General features: G+C 64.3%; 16 protein-coding genes. 11 read left to right on the top strand and 5 right to left on the bottom strand.

Going from position 1 to position 17,684, the window contains the following annotated elements:
* Positions 1-31: 31 nt before the first annotated feature.
* Positions 32-1,369 (bottom strand): outer membrane protein assembly factor BamB family protein, encoded by a 1,338-nt coding sequence (locus HTUR_RS25560; protein WP_081443499.1) that lies wholly within the window; start codon positions 1,367-1,369, stop codon positions 32-34.
* 156 nt (positions 1,370-1,525) lie between these two features.
* On the bottom strand, positions 1,526-2,758 hold the full coding sequence (locus HTUR_RS13295) for an ornithine cyclodeaminase (RefSeq protein WP_012943838.1): 1,233 nt from the start codon (positions 2,756-2,758) through the stop codon (positions 1,526-1,528).
* 227 nt (positions 2,759-2,985) lie between these two features.
* On the opposite strand from HTUR_RS13295, the gene HTUR_RS13290 reads away from it, so the two are divergent.
* The 3 genes from HTUR_RS13290 (at position 2,986) to msrB (ending at position 4,400) form a co-directional block, all read left to right on the top strand.
* The gene (locus tag HTUR_RS13290; protein WP_012943837.1) at positions 2,986-3,558 is read left to right on the top strand and encodes an HTH domain-containing protein; all 573 of its coding nucleotides are present in this window, start codon (positions 2,986-2,988) and stop codon (positions 3,556-3,558) included.
* Positions 3,559-3,731: 173 nt separating this feature from the next.
* Positions 3,732-3,893 carry a hypothetical protein gene (locus HTUR_RS27420; protein ID WP_012943836.1) on the top strand — a complete coding sequence of 54 codons (162 nt, stop codon included), beginning with the start codon at positions 3,732-3,734 and terminating at the stop codon, positions 3,891-3,893.
* A 78-nt stretch (positions 3,894-3,971) separates the two neighbouring features.
* Positions 3,972-4,400, top strand: a complete 429-nt coding sequence (gene msrB, locus HTUR_RS13285) for a peptide-methionine (R)-S-oxide reductase MsrB (protein ID WP_012943835.1) — start codon at positions 3,972-3,974, stop codon at positions 4,398-4,400.
* A gap of 63 nt (positions 4,401-4,463) precedes the next feature.
* Here the strand turns inward: msrB and HTUR_RS13280 are convergent, their stop codons facing one another.
* A complete protein-coding gene (locus tag HTUR_RS13280; protein WP_012943834.1) occupies positions 4,464-4,826 on the bottom strand; it encodes a DUF7471 family protein in 363 nt (120 codons plus the stop codon).
* A 287-nt stretch (positions 4,827-5,113) separates the two neighbouring features.
* Here HTUR_RS13280 and HTUR_RS13275 point away from each other — a divergent pair, with 287 nt between their 5' ends.
* The 5 genes from HTUR_RS13275 to HTUR_RS13255 all read left to right on the top strand — a co-directional run bounded on the left by HTUR_RS13275 (position 5,114) and on the right by HTUR_RS13255 (position 9,605).
* On the top strand, positions 5,114-5,641 hold the full coding sequence (locus HTUR_RS13275) for a winged helix-turn-helix transcriptional regulator (RefSeq protein ID WP_012943833.1): 528 nt from the start codon (positions 5,114-5,116) through the stop codon (positions 5,639-5,641).
* A 235-nt stretch (positions 5,642-5,876) separates the two neighbouring features.
* Positions 5,877-6,806 (top strand): branched-chain amino acid transaminase, encoded by a 930-nt coding sequence (locus HTUR_RS13270; protein WP_012943832.1) that lies wholly within the window; start codon positions 5,877-5,879, stop codon positions 6,804-6,806.
* Positions 6,807-7,101: 295 nt separating this feature from the next.
* Positions 7,102-7,677, top strand: a complete 576-nt coding sequence (locus HTUR_RS13265) for a FixH family protein (RefSeq protein ID WP_012943831.1) — start codon at positions 7,102-7,104, stop codon at positions 7,675-7,677.
* A 109-nt stretch (positions 7,678-7,786) separates the two neighbouring features.
* The gene (locus HTUR_RS13260; protein WP_012943830.1) at positions 7,787-8,815 is read left to right on the top strand and encodes a hypothetical protein; all 1,029 of its coding nucleotides are present in this window, start codon (positions 7,787-7,789) and stop codon (positions 8,813-8,815) included.
* Positions 8,816-8,900: 85 nt separating this feature from the next.
* Positions 8,901-9,605 carry a phosphoglycerol geranylgeranyltransferase gene (locus HTUR_RS13255; RefSeq protein ID WP_012943829.1) on the top strand — a complete coding sequence of 235 codons (705 nt, stop codon included), beginning with the start codon at positions 8,901-8,903 and terminating at the stop codon, positions 9,603-9,605.
* A 28-nt stretch (positions 9,606-9,633) separates the two neighbouring features.
* Here HTUR_RS13255 and HTUR_RS13250 read toward each other — a convergent pair whose 3' ends face one another.
* Positions 9,634-10,449 carry an SIR2 family NAD-dependent protein deacylase gene (locus HTUR_RS13250; protein WP_012943828.1) on the bottom strand — a complete coding sequence of 272 codons (816 nt, stop codon included), beginning with the start codon at positions 10,447-10,449 and terminating at the stop codon, positions 9,634-9,636.
* 204 nt (positions 10,450-10,653) lie between these two features.
* Between HTUR_RS13250 and aspS the strand changes: the two genes are divergently transcribed.
* Entirely contained in the window at positions 10,654-11,958 is a 1,305-nt protein-coding gene (gene aspS / locus HTUR_RS13245; protein ID WP_012943827.1) for an aspartate--tRNA(Asn) ligase, read from the top strand.
* A gap of 460 nt (positions 11,959-12,418) precedes the next feature.
* Here aspS and HTUR_RS13240 read toward each other — a convergent pair whose 3' ends face one another.
* Positions 12,419-13,297, bottom strand: a complete 879-nt coding sequence (locus HTUR_RS13240; RefSeq protein WP_012943826.1) for an esterase/lipase family protein — start codon at positions 13,295-13,297, stop codon at positions 12,419-12,421.
* 300 nt (positions 13,298-13,597) lie between these two features.
* On the opposite strand from HTUR_RS13240, the gene HTUR_RS13235 reads away from it, so the two are divergent.
* Both HTUR_RS13235 and HTUR_RS13230 read left to right on the top strand, forming a co-directional pair.
* Positions 13,598-14,431, top strand: a complete 834-nt coding sequence (locus HTUR_RS13235; protein WP_012943825.1) for a pantoate kinase — start codon at positions 13,598-13,600, stop codon at positions 14,429-14,431.
* Between the two features lie 324 nt (positions 14,432-14,755).
* Positions 14,756-17,665 (top strand): DUF1508 domain-containing protein, encoded by a 2,910-nt coding sequence (locus HTUR_RS13230; RefSeq protein ID WP_012943824.1) that lies wholly within the window; start codon positions 14,756-14,758, stop codon positions 17,663-17,665.
* Positions 17,666-17,684: the final 19 nt, after the last annotated feature.

The raw sequence follows: 17,684 nt of genomic DNA, 5'->3' as shown, positions 1-17,684 counted from the left end.
GCCGATATATAGATAATGCTTCTCCCAATGACTATTCTGGTTCGAGTGTACTGATAGTACTACCACTCCCAGAGTTATATGTGAACACCACAGTATCGCTGAGGATTGCGTATCCTCTGATACGCCCACCGATTAAGTCAATGTGATCTGTTGTATGGGTTGTCCATTGTTGTTTTCCAGTTTTAGTATTAATAGCATCTAACTGAACATATCCTGGATCACGCCAAACGTAGAGTGTACCATCAGTAACGAACGGTTGGATGCCTGTTGGTCCGTTTTTAAGAGCACTCGAATCCCATATATCGGGTTCTTTACCAGTGCTTAAATTGACTGCTTGGACAGCAGGATACCTGCTCGGAGCCGGGGAATAGGCAATTCCGTCTGCGATTGTTGGTGCACGACCGGTTGTTGGGACAAGTTCGCTCGTTTGTTCGAATTCGGCGAGTATTTCGACATCACCAGTTACACCATCAATCATCAGTAGCTTTTCCATCTCGTTAAGATATACTGTTCCATCACGAACCAGTAATCCAAAACCGGAGGCTACGTTTCCCGGTGGAGAATACGTCCACTCTGTCCCCTTAGACGAAATGTCAATTCCCATTACCTCGTAATCATGGCCATTGTTTGTTCGCCGAACTACGTAGAACATGCCGTCATCTCCGATGGCTATATCCTGTGTGGAACTAGCTTCATCCTCCCAGACGATAGTTTGGTTATTAGAATCAATTGCGTATAGTTTTCCACCGTTGTGGACATATACGATCCCATCGTAGACACGAATGTCTCCAGAGTACAGGGACCCGAGTTCGATCGACCACAAGACATCACCGCTCTTGGGCTCGAGTGCATACAGGGTTTCAGTAAGAAAGTACACGGCGTCGTCAGTTACCGCGGGCGTCGTCGGTTCCCACTGCGGATTTGGAGGTGTCTCCGGTGGCAGTTCCGGTTCGTATGTCCACTCGACGTCGCCAGTCGTATGGTCGATCGCGTGGAGTGTCGACGTCTCATCCGCGACATAGACGAGGCCGTGACCGACAACAGGTCCTGAAACCGCTCCATCTTCTATTTCGACCGTCCACCGTTCCTCGAGCGGACCTTCAGGTCCGCTCCACTCATCAGTAACCATCCCGTTGTTCGCCGAGAACCGTGCCATCGGCCACGATTCGCCGATCGAGCCGTTGTGACTGCCGTTGGTCCCGTTTTCATCGGGTTTCTCACCGTCGCCGTCGGATTCAGAAGTACCGTTTTCGCCGTCCGAATCGTCACTACCCGTACAGCCGGAAAGACCGGCAATACCGACCGATGCGCCGCCGCAGGCTGCGAGCCACCGTCGGCGCGTCGGTGTCGGTGTTGATCGTCGATCCATCGTATGGTTCGGATACATAATTCAACTAACTAAGTCTATCGGAAATAGCCAATGGTATTGTCCAAAAGAAACCCCATTTGGCTAGAGGCTCTATCGCCAGAGTATCGTTCGAATCTGACCCAGCGGAAAACGAGAACGCAGTTCGATCGGCGGCAGTTACTCGAGCAGTTCCTCGGCGAGCATCGGGATGAAGGTCCCGATGTCGGTGACCATGCCGATGGCCTGGGCGCTGCCGCGGTCGAGCAGTTGGGTGACGGTGGCCGGGTTGATGTCGACGCAGACGGTCTTGGTTGTCGAGGGGAGGCAGTTGCCGACGGCGACCGAGTGGAGCAGCGTCGCGAGCATGAGCACGATGTCGGCCTCCTGGGCCTGCTCGCGGATCGCGTTCTGGGCCGCGATCGAGTCGGTAATCGTGTCCGGGAGCGGGCCGTCATCGCGGATCGAGCCCGCGAGGACGTAGGGGACGTCGTTGCGCACGCACTCGTACATCACGCCCTCGTCGACGACGCCCTCGTCGACGGCCTCTTCGATCCCGCCGAGGCGGGCGATCTCGCTGATCGTGTAGATGTGGTGTTTGTGCCCCTTTCGCGGGTGCTCGAGGCTCTCGGTGTCGACGCCCAGCGAGGTGCCGTAGAGGTCGCGCTCCAGGTCGTGGACGGCGAAGCCGTTGCCGGCCGAAAGCGCGTCGATGTAGTCCGCACGGACGAGGTCGGCGAGCGCGTCCCGGCCGCCGGAGTGGACGATCGCCGGGCCGCAGACGACGAGGACGTTCCCGTCGTTTTCCCGGACCTCGCGCATCTCGTCGGCGATCTCCTCGATCAGTGACGCCGAGGGCCGCTCGCTCGAGACGCCGCCCTGCATGAAGCCGAACGAACCACTGCCGTTGCGGGGGCGTTCCGGCGGTTCGACGCGGATCCCGGTCTCGCCGGTGACGACGAGATCGCCCTCCTCGACGGCGTTCAGGACCTTCGTGTAGACGCGCGGGTCCTCGCCGTCTTCGCCTCGGTCTACGACGAGAGTACAGTCCATCTCGACGTTCTCGACTTCGACCCACTCGCCGTCGACGCGGACGAACGTCGGGTGGTTGGTCGTCGAGTAGAAATCGACGGGGACGACCCCGTCCTCCGGCGCCGCCTCGAGCGTCGCATCGCGGGGGTCGGCGACGGTCGCGCCCTGCTGGTTGAGTTCGTGGAGGATCGCCCGCAGGTCGTCCTCGCTCTCGGCCATCACGCGCATCCGGCAGTACGTCTCCGCGTGTTTGTGGCGGCCGACCTCGAACTCCTCGACCTCGAACTCGCCGCCCATGTCCATCACGACCCCGAAACAGTGGCCCATCGTCCCCGAGTCGATGATGTGCCCCTCGAGTTCGACGGTTCGTGAAACGGTCATTGCTGAAGCGTTGGCGACCGGGGACCCTGAATGTGTGCGTTTCGGTGCTGGTCGCCAATAGGTGTCGGCAATCGCCAGTGTGGACCACCACGACCGATCAGTAGCGTTCGCACGCTCTCTGGTGGGCCCGCGACGCGGAAATCACCACGGCCGCCGCCAACCATTATTTCAATCCAAATTATGATTCAGACAACACTTTTGTACACATCTGTGGACGGCTCAGATACGTGTCGAACCCCACTACAACACCGACGTCAGTCGAACTGTGGATCCGATCGTTCGCCCCCGCGAGCGCCGGTCCGACGCAGGAACGCGCTCTCGAGCAGCTCTCCGATCTCGAGTCGCAGGCGCCGATCGAGTCGGTAGACGTGAGCGTCTGGGGCAAGGAAATCGAGGTCGATCGACCCGAGCGAGCGATGCAAATTCCCCAGCTCTGTCGGATCGAGCGCCGACTCGAGGCCTTCGAGAACTGGGCGGCTCGCACGGGGCGCCGGCTCGAGCCGTTCTTCCGAAACACGCACGTCGAGTCGTCGATCACGGGCGAGTCACACGACGTCTGGCGGCTCCCGACGATCGCGGTCGCGGAGTTCGACGGCGACGAACTCCTCCACGTCGCGCCCTGTCGCGATGGCGACCGGACGATCGATGTCTTCGATCGGCTCGAGACGCTCCTCGAGGACGCGGAGTCACCGCTGGCCGTCGACGAGGGATCGAGCGACGGGTTGACCGACCGATCATCGGATCGGGCGACCGATTACGGGCAGAGTCGCGCCGACGTGGAGTCGTCTCGATCCGACTGATGCTGTCGGCTGTCGAACCATCAGCTAGACGCCGAACCGTGTCGCAACACCGTCGCGCACGGCCCACGTTCGAATCCGGTGGGGTCGAACGAGACTGATAGTTTCATTCCGATCGGTGACTGTCAGCGCGACCGTGAACAACTTCTATGCGACCGTGTCGCATAGATCGATCTATGGCGAGTAACTCGACCAGCCTCGGCCTGTCCCGGTGTCGCAACTGCGGGTTCGAAGCGCCCGGCGGCGACGACGCGTGGCGTCGCATCGACGTCCCGAAACTGGGCCGTATGACACAGTGTCCCGACTGTGAGAGTACCGACGTTATCACGAGTCGATAGAACCGCGAACAACGGATTGCGACTCGATACCCCGTCGGAACGCACAGACTCTTAGGCGTCTCTCCCCTAGGGAACTCCATGGAACACGATACGAGCGATCAGCCCCGCGACGACGCTGACGGCGACCTTCCGGACAGCGACGCCGAGTGGCGCGATCGACTGAGCGAGGAGGAGTACCGCATCCTGCGCGAGGCCGGCACCGAACCGCCCTTTAGCGGCGAGTACGTCGATCACAAAGCGGACGGGACGTACGCCTGCGCCGGCTGCGGCGCCGAACTGTTCGACGGCGACACGAAATTCGAGTCCGGCTGCGGCTGGCCCAGTTTCTACGACGTCGACGACGACCGCGTCGAGACTCGGCAAGACAACAGCCACGGGATGCGCCGCACCGAGGTCCTGTGTGCCAACTGCGGCGGCCACCTCGGCCACGTCTTCGAGGACGGCCCCGACCCCACGGGCAAACGCTACTGCATTAACTCGGTGGCCCTCGAGTTCGACGACGAGTAACGCGGCGTCACGCTGAAACGTGCAGATGCGTTCGGTAGCGGGATTTTCGGCCGTCGTTCGAGACTAATCGTCGGACTTCGAGGGACGCTCGCGGTTCGTCTCAGTATCGGCCATCGGTCCGCTTCGGTAGACCGCATAGAGGACGAGCACGGCGATCGCGAAGTCGAACCCGTGTTCGACGAGGTGGTGGACCGTCATCGGAACCACGCCGAACACGGTACCGAGGCCGACGACAGACCGAACCACGAGCAGTCCGAGCACGGCCGTAATCAGTAGATACCGGGGCGAGCGCCGTCTCGAGTACGCGACGAGCCCGCAGCAAAAGAGGATCGTCGTGCCGACGGCGGCGAGGACGATCACGACTATCAACACCGGCGCCAGTTGCGGATCCAGCCACGGGATGTCGAGGGGACTCGTATGTTCCATCCGCGATACACTAGCTGGGCGGGAACGCTACCTATGCGCTTCGGTTGTTCACGAGTCGTCGTACCACGGTGATCATCCGTCTCACATCGAATCGATCGAAGACGGGCATCTCGAGCACTCGCTCGCGTCTGCGTCGATTTCATATTTCACCGATTATCCCATCAAGACGGGTCGTATGACCCGTTCCCAGCTGTCGGGAACGAGCAGAAGCCGTTATCCGGTCGTGGTCGCTATTCGATGATAGCAGCCCCGCTGGCGGGGCATCGATCACGACGACCACGTCCACAATGAGCGAGACACGACGACAGATCAGGGCACACGTTCGGGCCAACGCCGGAATCCACTTCAACGAACTCGTCCGCGAGTCGACGTACGCGCCGGGACAGATCCAGTATCACGTTCGTCGGCTGATCGACGCCGACGAACTCGTTCGCGAGGAACTCTACGGGCAGACCCACTACTATCCCCCGCAGTACGACGAGTGGGAGCGCGCCGCGCTGGCGCTGTTTCGCCGCGAGACGACCCGCGAGATCGTCCTCCTCTTGATCGAGCGCGGCTCTAGCCGACCGGCCGCGGTCGCGGACGAACTCGACATCGCCCGGAGCACCCTCGAGTACCACCTCGATAACCTGGTCGAGTGCGACATCGTCGAGAAGGAGTACGGAGAGCGCAATCGCGTCACACTCTCGCTGTCCCGACCCGACCGAACCGCGCCGCTGCTCTCGGAGATCTCACCGACGGTGCCGGACCGATTGGTCGATCGATTTACGCGGCTCGTCGACGGCCTGCTCGAGAACCCCGTCGATTCCGAGTAGGCAGCGCTCGGCCCAGTCGATCACGTTTGTTCTCCGATCTCGTCTCGAGACGGATACTGGTCATCCGCAGCGGAAGACTGCTATCTGATGATTCGCCGTCTGCATCCTGCGTCCCCAGTCGGTCGTCATCACGGCCGCATTTGAGTAAGATTCAACGGCAAGCAACGCCGCTCGGTTCGATTTTCGCACCCGAAACCGCGAACACTTAGTACGGTGGCTTGTAACACTCTCGATCATGGGATTCGACGAGATGGACGTCGACACGATCTGGATGGACGGCGAGTTCGTCGACTGGGACGAGGCGCAGGTCCACGTCCTCACGCACGGACTGCACTACGGCAGCGGCGTCTTCGAGGGCGCACGGTGTTACGACACCGCGGAGGGCCCCGCGATCTTCCGCTGGGAGGAACACTTAGAACGGCTCTTCCAGTCGGCCAAGCCCTACGAGATGGATATCGACTACACGAAGGAGGAGCTCACCGAGGCGACGAAGGAGCTCATCCAGCGCCAGGACTTAGAGTCCTGTTACATCCGGCCGGTCGCCTTCTACGGCTACAACTCGCTGGGTGTCAGTCCGAAGGACTGCCCGACGCGCACCGCGATCGCCGTCTGGCCGTGGGGCGCCTACCTCGGCGAGGAAGCCCTCGAAGAGGGGATCGAGGTCATGATCTCCTCGTGGCGGAAACACGCCTCGAGCCAGATTCCGACGAACGCGAAGACGACGGGACTGTACGTCAACAGCATGCTCGCCGGCGAGGAGGCGCGCCGGAACGGCTTCGCCGAGGCGATCGTCCTCAACAAGGAGGGCAACGTCGCCGAAGGCCCCGGCGAGAACATCTTCCTCGTTCGCGACGGCGAGCTCCACACGCCCGGCCTCTCCGAGTCCATCCTCGACGGCATCACCCGCGACACCGTGATCGAGATCGCCGAGGACCTCGGCTACACGGTCCACGACAACGTCTCGATCTCACGGGGCGAACTCAACACGGCCGACGAGCTGTTCTTCACCGGCTCCGCGGCCGAGGTCACGCCCATCCGGAAGGTCGACAACGTCGTCATCGGCGACGGCTCTCGCGGCCCGGTCACCGAGGAAATTCAGCAGAAGTTCTTCGAGGTCGTCGAGCGGGAGACCGACGAGTACGACGAGTGGTTCGAGTACGTCTAGACGTCCGAACCCGCTGATTTCCGTCTCTCTCGGTTCGCTGCTCTCGCGAGCAATCCTCGAGTCGTCCTCGCGCGCTTTCAAATCGGATCGTCCGATAGCGATGCGGACGAACGCGGCATTCGTTTCACTATGCGTACACGCCGACAGGCCGAGAAACTGTATATATATCGTCACTTCTGTGAATGAGCTCGCCAGTAACGCTTGAATCGGCCGAAATATTGCTATATAGTTCCTGATACGGCTACCAGAGAATCGAACCAGATTCTTTTCGAGATGAGATTACGTCCCATCTCGCATGCGCTGGCGCAAACCGCTCACTGCACTCGTCGTGATCACAGTACTGATGACCGTCGCCGTCGGACCCGTTGTAGCCCACGAGACCCAAGAGCTCGACGGCTACGACGTCACCTTCGGCGGAGCGGACGAACCGCTTGTCACCGGCGAGCGGATGTGGTTGGAGTTCGAAATCGTCGATAACGAGACAGGAGAGCCGGTCGACGGACAGGCCGAGACGCTAACCGTATCGATCGACGCCTCGGGAAGCGAGAAAACCCCGCTCGAGGTCAGCGAGAAACACGGCGAACCCGGCGTGTACGAGGCTCCGGTGATCTTCACGGAACCCGGCGAGTACGTCGTCCATCTGGAGGGGACCCTCGAAGGAACCGAGGTCCACACGCACTTCGAGAAGGAGGTCGGCGATCACACCGAACTCGAATACCCCGGCGACGACTCCGGAGCCGAAGACGCGGACAACGACTCTCGGACCGACACCGACGACCAGTCTGACGAGAGCGGTCTCGGATCCGTCGGCGCCGCCGTCGCCGCGATTGGTCTCCTCGGGGCCGTCGGTGCGTACCGGTCGCGGCGCTGATCCGACTCATCGGCCGGCCCGGTTCAGCGGTCCTCGACGCGAGACTCCTCGAGCGTCGGTCGTCGACGCGAACCGAACGCTCTTGGCGACGGCCCAACAGCACCGAGACATGCCCACGCCCGCGGATTCCGTTCGCTTCGAATCGGTCACGCCTCGGGACGTCGCGCTGATCGTCCTCGAGGAACTGTCGCTCTCGGACGCGTTTCGGTCGTGGCTGCTCGAGGCGATCGGTCTCGAGATCGATATCGGGACCGAGACCGAATCGGTGACGGACCTCGAAGCACGGGATTCGTTCGGCGACGTCGAGACCGCTAATTTCGATACCGCTCGCAGACGGTCCGCGTCCGTCCTCGAGGTGGTACTCGAACGCGGGGAGCAGAACGAACGAGTGGATCTCGTTTTGACGGTCGCAACCGATTTCGGCTCGAGCGCCGACGATGACGCGGACGCTCTCGAGGGGCGACGAGGAGACTGTCGGGTCGTCCTGCTCGCACCGGCAGACAGTCTCGAGGAGTCGGCGACGGACACCGACCCGACGATCGACGCGACGGTTCCGCTCGAGTGGCTCCGGGACCGACTCGCTGCCCGCGGCACGGATCGGGGAGCGTACCGGGCGGCGTTGCTGGCGTCCGCGATCGACGGCGACCGCGATTCCACAGGCGGACCGCCGTCGGTCGTCGACGCCTACCGGTCGCTCGCGACGGAGCGCGAACCCGCGTTCGAGTTCCGCGCCGGTTCCGACCTCGATCGCGACCTCGACCTCGAGTCCAGCGGCGAGATGACCTCCGAGGAATCGACGGTCGCGATCGACGCCCCGTCGCTGGCCGACGACCACCTGCTCGTTCACGCGCTGTCAGCGGGATCCGTCGAGCTCCGGATTCCCGGCGCTGCTGTGCATCTCCGGGCCTTCGCCGCACGCTACGCGACCGCGATTCCGCCGGCGACGGATTTGCTGACCGACGGCGATGCGCTCGTCCTCCGACTGTCAGTACCGGCGATCGGTTCCGACTCGAGTGAGGGCGACAAAGCGCTCGACGGCGACGCGACGACGATCGACGAGGCTGCGGTCGACGAGGCGCTGACGGCTATTCGAGACCTCCTGACGGTCTCCGAACGCGTCGACGAACGGTCGTCGTAAACGGGCCTCGTGAGGTTACTCGCGGTCGTTCTCCGCCAGGGGCCGTTTCGTAGCGTTTTTGCCGGTTGTCGGGAAACGACGCGGTATGACTGCCTGCCCCTGGGACGACTGGAACCATATTCTCAAGATCGACCCGGACAAGGAGCTCCCCGAGGGCGTCACCTACGGAGACCTCTGTGCGACCGGTACCGACGCTATCGAGGTCGGCGGCACCATGGGAATCACTGAGGAGAACATGGAGGCCGTCGTCGACGCCTGCGCCGAACACGACGTGCCGCTCTACCAGGAGCCCTCGAGTCCCGACGTCGTCATCGACAACCGGGCGCTCGAGGGGTATCTCATCCCCACCGTCTTCAACGCCGGCTCGCCGTTCTGGATCACGGGCGCCCACAAGGAGTGGGTGCGAACCGACGACGACATGGACTGGGACCGGACCTGGACGGAAGCCTACATCGTGATGAACCCCGAGGCCGACGTCGCGGAGTACACCGAAGCCGACTGCGACCTCGGGCCGGACGACGTCGCAGCCTACGCCGAGGTCGCCGAGCGGATGTTCGGCCAGGAGATCGTCTACCTCGAGTACTCCGGGACGTTCGGTGACGAGGAAATCGTCGAGGCGGCCGGCGAGGCGACCGACGAGACGACGCTGTTCTACGGCGGCGGCATCCACGACTACGATTCGGCCGCGACGATGGCCCAGCACGCCGACGTGATCGTCGTCGGCGACCTCGCTCACGAGGAGGGCGTCGAGGCCGTTCGCGAGACGGTCGAGGCGGCCCGCGACGCCTGATTCGGGTCGGATCCGACTCAAACCGATGCTATTCTGCGACGAGTTCGCGAAGCCGCGGCAGGACCTCGGTCACGTCCTCGCGACGGACCACGTCGGCCGCGTCGTCGACCGGCGTCGACTCGAGGTTGACGATACCGAGAGTGGCTCCCGTCGACGCCGCCTGTCGAGGCAGCGAGGCGGCCGGCTCGACGACCAACGAGGAGCCGACGGCGAGGAAGACGTCGCTCTCGCGGGCCAGCGACCGGGCGCGCTGGATGACCGTACCCGGAAGCTGTTGGCCGAAGAGAACGACATCGGGTTTGAAGACGCCGCCGCAGTCGCAGGTTGGGGGCAACTCGCCCTCGGCGGCCCGGTCGAAGACCGGATCGGCGTCTCTTCGCCGCCCACAGTCCGTACAGCGGACGCGCCGGGCGTTGCCGTGTAACTCGAGGAGCGTGGTGTTGTCATCGGCGGCGTCGCCGTTAGCGTCAGCACCGTCGGAATCGCCGCTCGAGTCCCCGGAAACCGCGTCGGCGGCCTGCGCGTGTAACCCGTCGGTGTTCTGCGTGAGAATCGCCTCGAGATGGCCGTCCCGGCCCATTGCGGCCAGTGCCTCGTGGGCCGCGTTCGGCTGGTACACTTCGGCGAACATCTCCCGCTGCAGGTCGACGCGGTCGTCCCAGAATCCCGCCGGATCGCTCCGGAAGCGACCGTAGGTGAACTGCCCTTCGTCGAACTTCTCCCAGACGCCGCCGTCGCCCCGGAACGTCGGTACGCCCGAGGGCGCGGAGATGCCCGCGCCGGTGAAGGCGACGACGGTGTCCGCGCTCCGGATCTCGTCGGCGAGTGACTCGAGGTCGTCCATACCAGACGGTCGGGGCGGATCGTGAAAACTCGTCGTGGTGCGAGCGACTGCGATCGCACGGCTCGAGGCCGATCGGAACCGCTCGGCCGCGCTTCGAGCGGCGTCGATGGTCCGCCCTCGGACGAACGGCCGAGCGTGAGCGGTCCGCGAACCGAACGGCCGCGAACGATTGCGCTTAAGTTGCGGCGACCGGAATCGAGGTGTATGCAGGACCGAACCTACACTGCTGACACCGAGCCGGGCGATGACGTCACCGTCGCCGGCTGGGTCCACGAGATCCGCGACCTCGGCGGAATTGCCTTCCTGATTCTTCGGGACACCTCCGGCAAGATCCAGATCAAGTTCGAGAAGGACGAGATGGACGACGATCTGGTCGAGACGGGACTCGACGCCTCCCGCGAGAGCGTCGTCAAAGTCTCCGGCGCCGTCGAGGAAGAGCCGCGCGCACCGACGGGCGTCGAGGTCACGCCCGAATCGGTCGAGGTCGTCGCGCCCGCGGACCCGGAACTGCCGCTGGACCCGTCGGGGAAGGTCGACGCTGACCTCTCGACGCGACTCGACAACCGGACGCTCGACCTCCGAAAGGAGGACGTCCAGTCCGTCTTCGAGATCCGCTCGGGCGTGCTGAACGCGGTCCGCGACCAGTTCCGCGAGTTCGACTGTACGGAGATCAACACGCCGAAGATCGTCGCCACGGGTACCGAGGGCGGTACCGAGCTCTTCCCGATCACCTACTTCGGTGAGGAGGCCTTCATGAACCAGTCGCCACAGCTGTTCAAGCAGCTGATCGCGGGCTCGAACGTCGAGCGCGTCTTCGAGATCGGCCCGATCTTCCGCGCCGAGGAACACAACACGCCCCGCCACCTCAACGAGGCGACTTCGATCGACTTCGAGGGCGCGTTCTGCGACCACCAGGACGCCATGGACGTCGCCGAAGGCATCGTCAAGGCCGCCTACGAGGCGGTCCAGGAGAACTTCGGCGACGAACTCGAGGCGATCGGCATCGCCGACGAGTTCGCGGTGCCGGAGGGCGACTTCCCGCGCATCAGCTACGAGGGGGCCATCGAGCGCATCAACGCGACGGGCGAACTCGACGAGCAGCTCGTCTGGGGCGACGACCTCTCGACGCCGGCCGAGGAGGCCCTCGGACAGGACGTCGGCGGCCACTACTTCATCACCGACTGGCCCAGCGAGATCAAGCCGTTCTACATCAAGGACCACGACGACGATCCGGAACTGTCGACCGGCTTCGACCTGATGCACCCGCGCATGGAACTGGTCTCGGGCGGCCAGCGCGAGCACCGCCACGAGAAGCTCATCGAAGGCTTCGAGCAGCAGGGTCTCGACCCCGATCAGTTCGAGTACTACACGAAGATGTTCAAGTACGGCATGCCGCCCCACGCCGGCTTCGGCCTCGGCGGCGAGCGCCTGATCATGACGCTTCTCGGACTGGACAACATCCGAGAAGCTGTGCTGTTCCCGCGAGACCGTCAGCGGCTGAGCCCGTAATCGGGCTCGCCGCTGACCGGCGAGGGGGAGCCAGAGAGGCGAACGGAGTGAGTCTCTCGTTGTTCCCGCGAGATCGTCAGCGTCTGTCGCCCTAAGCGACGGACCTGGGAGCCAACGAGACGAGCGGTGCGAGGCTGACCGAAGGGAGGCCTCGAGTAGCGAACGGGGAGCGATGACCCGTGAGCGAAGCGAAGTCTCGCCGGACCGGCGGCGGCTGAGCCCATCATTGGCTTGCCGCTGACCGGCGAGGGGGGGAGCACGTTGGACGAGCAGCGGAAGTCCAACGGTGTCCCCGCGGGATCGCCAGCGTTTGTTGCCGTAGACGATCGCATACCCCGGTAGTCGCGTCGCTAGTAAATCGTAAACGAGTGAGAGGGCTGCCGAGACGGGAACGACGGTACACTGCGAAAAAACGGGACGAGGACTTGGAATCGTAGTTCACAGCGGGTGCTATCGGACGTCAGAACCAGCCCCAGCTGTCGTCTCCGTCGTCGCCGTCGTTGTTGTCGTCACAGGATCCGCTGTTGATCGCACCGGCGAGGTCGCTCCCGACCATCGAGTCGCCCAGATACGAGAGATGGCTGCCGACGCTGGCGGTGACGTCGACGTCCGTGTAGTTCGGGGCGGGATCGCAGCCGGCCCCCTCGGTCCCGAGGGCCGTGTCACCGAAGCCGCCGTAGGCGCTGCCGACCGTCGAGTCGTTGTTCGAGTGGTAGTTGCGAACCTCGCAGGCGTTGTCCAGACCGGCGTTCCACGGACTGCCACAGACCTCCGACCCGTCGGCGGCCGCGCCCAGCGGGGCGACGGTCTCGATCTGGTAGCCGCTGCTGAGTTTGGTCGCGGCCCAGAGGACACAGCGGCCGCCCAGCGAGTGGCCGACCAGTCGGACGTTACCGCCGCCGCTATCGTAAAACTCCTCGATGAGACCGGCCGTAACCTCGCCGACGTTCTCGGTGTCGGCTTCCGCGCCGATGAAGTTGAAGTTGGTCGCGGGCCACTCGATGGCGACCGTCTCGTCGGGCGAATAGCCGCCCGACTCGAGGGAGCGCTCGACGTCCGAGGCCTGACTCGAGACGGTGGTGTCGCCGAACCAGCCGTGGATGAACACGAGCAGTTCGTCCGTGACCGGGAGGCTGCCGTCGGCGCTCCACCCGAGCAGGCCGTCGTCGATTTCGATGACGTCGGGGCCGAGGACCTGTGCCGACGCCGAACCGGACGCGGCGGCCAGTCCGGCGCCACCGACGACCGTCGTTCCGGCCGCCTTCAGTAGCGTCCGGCGACTCGTAGCGGTCCGTTCATCGGTCGATCGCGATCGTTCCAGAGTAGTGGTATCCGACATAATCCATTCAGTATATTTTTAGATTACATATTTAATTCTAACTTCTAGGATGAAACATAAAATGGTGGAGTTAGTGTATTAGAGTGCCCCGCTACTCGACGCGTTCGAGACGCCACGCGATAGCGGGACGGTTCGCTCTCGAGAACGGGCGACCACCGTGTCGAGGGGCAGTTCGACGGCGAACCCGCGAGCGGTGCGACGAGGGTCCGCCGTCGAGTGATCGAGGGTCCGGATCCGAGCGGGGCCGTGGAAACGATCGAATCTACAACGTTATATCGCCCGAGTCGTAATCGGGGGGCAATGCGCGAGGAGGCGACGGCGTTCGTACCGGGGCACATCACGGGCTTTTTCAGCGCTCACCCAGACGACGATCCGACCGAGGCGGGCTCTCGCGGCGCGGGAGTGACGCTTACGGACGGCGTCGAGGTGACGGTCGAACCGACCGACGAGCCGGCATCGACGATCGTCCTCGACGGGAGGACACTCGAGATCGACGCCGTCGAGACCGTCCTCGAGACGCTCGCGGTCACGGCCCGCGTCGAGGCCGAGTCAGACCTTCCGCTGGGAGCGGGCTTCGGCGTCTCGGGGGCGATGGCGCTGGGGACGGCGCTGGCGGCCAACCGCGTGTTCGAACGCGAACTCTCCTGGAACGAACTCGTGACGATCGCCCACGGGGCGGAAGTACAGGCCGGGACGGGACTGGGCGACGTGGTCGCCCAGGCCCGCGGCGGCGTGCCGATCCGACTCGAGCCGGGCGGACCGCAGGTGAACAAGCTGGACGCGATTCCCGCACGGGCGCGCGTCGAGTACGTGACGTTCGGGGAGCTCTCGACGGCCGACGTCCTCTCAGGCGAGACCGACCGGCTCTCGGCGGCCGGCAAGCAGGCGCTCTCTCGGGTGGTCGAAGAGCCGACGCTTCTCTCCTTTATGTACGCCTCGCGGCTGTTCGCCCGCGAAGCGGAGCTGTTGACCGAGCGGGTCGCGCGAACGATCGGCGACGTCACGGAGGTCGACGGCCAGGCCTCGATGGCTATGCTCGGCGAAACCGTCTTCGCGCTCGGGACGGGGCTCTCCGACGCCGGCTACGAGCCAACCGTCTGCGCGACACATCCCGCGGGTGCGATGCTGAAATGATCGCTGTCCGTTAACTATCGAACCGTTCTATCAGAAGGCGTATGATTGTTCGACGATCGCCGGCCCGCGGCGATAGCAACTCAAATCTGGATTCTTTCGTCGATTTACGCGTACATTCTTCAATTGCATCCGCTAATCAGGGGGTGAAAATAAGATCGCCCCCTCGTCCGCTTCGTATGGTAAACCGCCGAATTAGCGCCTAGCGAGAGCGTTCGACGGAATTGCTGAGCGAATAGTAGCTGTTGGGTAGACAACCTATCAGTCATCAGTCGAGTGGCCGGAGCTTTATTATGATGGGTTCCAGTTATCTGCTCAAGTTTACGAATGTCTTCATCAAGTGAAATTCACCAAAACTTGTTTCGGCTATACGAACACTACGTCGGTGAACCCGACTCGAGCAAGGACGTCTACGGCTACTGGGTGTTTATCGTGGGCTACCTGCTCGGGGCGGCCGGCATTTTCACCTACGTCGTCGGCTACGCCGGCAGCGCGGGATCCTATACCCTGATCAGGATCTCCGGCGTCACCGCGGCAACGGGGCTGGCGCTCTGTCTGTTCGGCATCGTCTTGATGCTCCCGGTGCGCAGGATCGGGATCTACGCGAGCGCGCTCGGACTGCTGGTTGCACTCGGCGGCGTCGTCTTTTTCGGCTGGGCCTATCCCAACAACTGGCGGGATCTGGGAACCGACTACAGCGTTCAGGTCATCTCTGTTTACACGCTCGGGATCGGACTGATCGCGGGCGTCACCGCTCTCGTTCCCATTCTGACGGGCCAGAAGGGGATGTTCGTCGAGGAAGAGGGTGCGACCGACGATCCGGAGATCATGACCGGCGACGCGATGGAGGGCGCCCAGTTCGCCGTCTTCCGCGACGAGGACGGCGACTGGAAGTGGAACGTTCTCCACCTCGAGGCGCTCGCGACGAGCAACGACAGCGCGGTCACACGACCCGAGGCGACCGAGAGCATCGAGCGCGTCCAATCCCAGATCAGTTCCGCGGGGCTGATGGAGTTGACCACCTCCGCGTTCCGGCTCTACGAGGATCGCGACGGGACCTGGCAGTGGACGCTGGCCCGCGACGACGGCAGCGTCGTCGGCGCCAGCACCGGTGAGTTCGAAGAGCGCGACGGCGCCGAGAACTCGGTCAGCTTCCTCAAGGACCGCGGCCCCGAGGCGGACGTTATCGAGATCGAGGGCGCGGCGTTCACCTACGAGGAACGGCGCGACCAGTGGTACTGGCAGTTGGTCGACGACGAGCGAACGCCGCTGGCCTCGACCGATACCGGCCACCGAACGCTGGAGGCCGCCGAGGGGGCGGCCCGGACGTTCGCCGAGCGGTTCGATCGGGCGCGGCTGCTCGACATCGAGCACGTCGGCGTCGAACTCGTCGAGCGCGCCGGCGACTGGACGTGGCGGTTCGTCGACGACCGCGACGAGGTCGTCGCCACCGCCTCCGACGACTACAACTCCCGCCGCGACGCCGAGGCGGCCGCCGAAGCGCTGCTCCCCGCGCTCGAGTCGGCCGCCGTCACGGTCGCCGGGGAGCCGACCTACGAATGCTACGAGTCGGGTTCGCAGTGGCGCTGGCGGCTCGTCGACGAGTCCGAACACGTCGTCGCCCGAAGTCCGACCGACGCGACGGCCCGCGGGGCCGTCGAGGAGACCGCCGATCGGTTCGGCGATCACGCTCGCGTCGCCGACGTCGTCGAGATCGACGACGCGGAGTACGAGGTCTACCCCGCGGAGAACGGGCCCTCGGCCGCCGCGGACGATGGGGACAACCTCCCGGCGGCGGTCGACGAGGCGATGACCGACGGCGGCACCGAACTCGAGTTCGAGGACGGGGCGGGCCAGACGCCGACCGGTCCCGACTGGAACTGGCGGCTCGTCACGGAGGACCGCGACGTCGTCGCCGCGAGCACTGAGCCTCATCCCGACGCCGAGTCGGCGACCGACGCCATCGAGCGCGTTCGCCAACAGGCCAGCGAGGCCGATCTCATCGAGTTCGAACACGCCGCGTTCCAGGTCTACGAGGCCGACGACAGCGAGTGGCGCTGGCGGCTCATCGACGAGGACGGCAACGTGCTGGCCGACAGCGGTGAGGAGCACACCTCCCGCGGCGAGGCCGCCGAGGCGATGATGACGCTCAAGGAACAGGCCCCCGAGGCCGAACTGCTCGAGATCGAGACCGCCGCCTTCGAGCTGTTCGTCAACGAGGACGACGAGTGGGGCTGGCGGCTCATCGACGAGGCCGGCAAACTCGTCGCCGAGGACCCCGCGACCCACCCCACCCGCGGCGCCGCCCGCCAGGCGATGAACCGCCTGCTCGAGCATCTCGATTCGGACGTCCGGACGATGGACGACGCGATCTTCCAGCCCTACGCGGACGAGGACTGGCAGTGGCGCTTCGTCCTGCCCTCGGGCGAGACCGTCGCGGAGGCCGGGGACACCCACGCCACCCGCGACGAGCTCGTCGCGGACTTAGACGACGTCCGCGAGTCGGCCGCGTCGGCCCGCACGCACGCGATCGGCGAGGTCGCCGTCCAGCTCTACGACAGCGGCGGCTGGCACTGGCGGCTGCTCGACCGCGACCGCGAGGAGGTCGCCGACTCGACGGTCACCTACGCCGACTGCGACGGCGCCGTCGGCGGCGTCGAAGCGCTGCAGACCCACGTCGCCGACGCGCCGATCTTCGCCATCGAGGACGCCGCGATCCGGCTGAACCGCGACGACGGCTGGTCGTGGGAGCTCGTCGACCGCGAGCGCGAGGTGATCGCGAGCGCGGTCGGTGCGGGGGCATCCAAGGCCGCCGTGCTCGACGATATCGAGGCCGTGCGCCAGCTGGCACCGATGGCCGGCCGCGTCGACTTCGACGTCGCCTCGTTCGAACTGGTCGCCGACGACGAGGGCCGCTGGCAGTGGCGGCTCATCGACGAGGACGGGCGCACCATCGCGAGCGGCACCGAAGCGCACGACTCGACCGAGGCCGTCCGCGCGGCCCTAGAGGACGTCCGCGAACTGATCGCCGACGCGAGCATCCTCGAGATCGACAGCGTCTCCTTCGAACTCCACACCGCCGAAGGCGGCGACGGCTGGGTCTGGCAGCTGATCGACGAGTACGGGACGACGATGGCCGAGAGCACTCAGACCTACGAGAACCGCACCGAGGCCCGCGAGGCGATGAACGACGTGAAGGCCCACGCGCCCAACGGCTGGATCACCTTCACGGAGTAACCGCGACGGCGGTTACGCC

The sequence above is a fragment of the Haloterrigena turkmenica DSM 5511 genome (assembly GCF_000025325.1).
In the GTDB taxonomy this organism is placed as follows: domain Archaea; phylum Halobacteriota; class Halobacteria; order Halobacteriales; family Natrialbaceae; genus Haloterrigena; species Haloterrigena turkmenica.
Note: the sequence above shows the minus strand (reverse complement) of the source record. Positions and strands in the feature narration are given on the sequence as shown.

Excerpts from the sequence above, each read along its gene's own strand:
- HTUR_RS13280 (WP_012943834.1), bottom strand. The coding sequence starts at position 4,826 with ATGGAACATACGAGTCCCCTCGACATCCCGTGGCTGGATCCGCAACTG.
- HTUR_RS13275 (WP_012943833.1), top strand. The coding sequence starts at position 5,114 with ATGAGCGAGACACGACGACAGATCAGGGCACACGTTCGGGCCAACGCC.
- HTUR_RS13270 (WP_012943832.1), top strand. The coding sequence starts at position 5,877 with ATGGGATTCGACGAGATGGACGTCGACACGATCTGGATGGACGGCGAG.
- HTUR_RS13255 (WP_012943829.1), top strand. The coding sequence starts at position 8,901 with ATGACTGCCTGCCCCTGGGACGACTGGAACCATATTCTCAAGATCGAC.
- HTUR_RS13240 (WP_012943826.1), bottom strand. The coding sequence starts at position 13,297 with ATGTCGGATACCACTACTCTGGAACGATCGCGATCGACCGATGAACGG.
- HTUR_RS13230 (WP_012943824.1), top strand. The coding sequence starts at position 14,756 with ATGTCTTCATCAAGTGAAATTCACCAAAACTTGTTTCGGCTATACGAA.
- HTUR_RS13250 (WP_012943828.1), bottom strand. The coding sequence starts at position 10,449 with ATGGACGACCTCGAGTCACTCGCCGACGAGATCCGGAGCGCGGACACC.
- HTUR_RS25560 (WP_081443499.1), bottom strand. The coding sequence starts at position 1,369 with ATGGATCGACGATCAACACCGACACCGACGCGCCGACGGTGGCTCGCA.
- HTUR_RS13260 (WP_012943830.1), top strand. The coding sequence starts at position 7,787 with ATGCCCACGCCCGCGGATTCCGTTCGCTTCGAATCGGTCACGCCTCGG.
- msrB (WP_012943835.1), top strand. The coding sequence starts at position 3,972 with ATGGAACACGATACGAGCGATCAGCCCCGCGACGACGCTGACGGCGAC.
- HTUR_RS13265 (WP_012943831.1), top strand. The coding sequence starts at position 7,102 with ATGCGCTGGCGCAAACCGCTCACTGCACTCGTCGTGATCACAGTACTG.
- HTUR_RS13235 (WP_012943825.1), top strand. The coding sequence starts at position 13,598 with ATGCGCGAGGAGGCGACGGCGTTCGTACCGGGGCACATCACGGGCTTT.
- aspS (WP_012943827.1), top strand. The coding sequence starts at position 10,654 with ATGCAGGACCGAACCTACACTGCTGACACCGAGCCGGGCGATGACGTC.
- HTUR_RS27420 (WP_012943836.1), top strand. The coding sequence starts at position 3,732 with ATGGCGAGTAACTCGACCAGCCTCGGCCTGTCCCGGTGTCGCAACTGC.
- HTUR_RS13295 (WP_012943838.1), bottom strand. The coding sequence starts at position 2,758 with ATGACCGTTTCACGAACCGTCGAACTCGAGGGGCACATCATCGACTCG.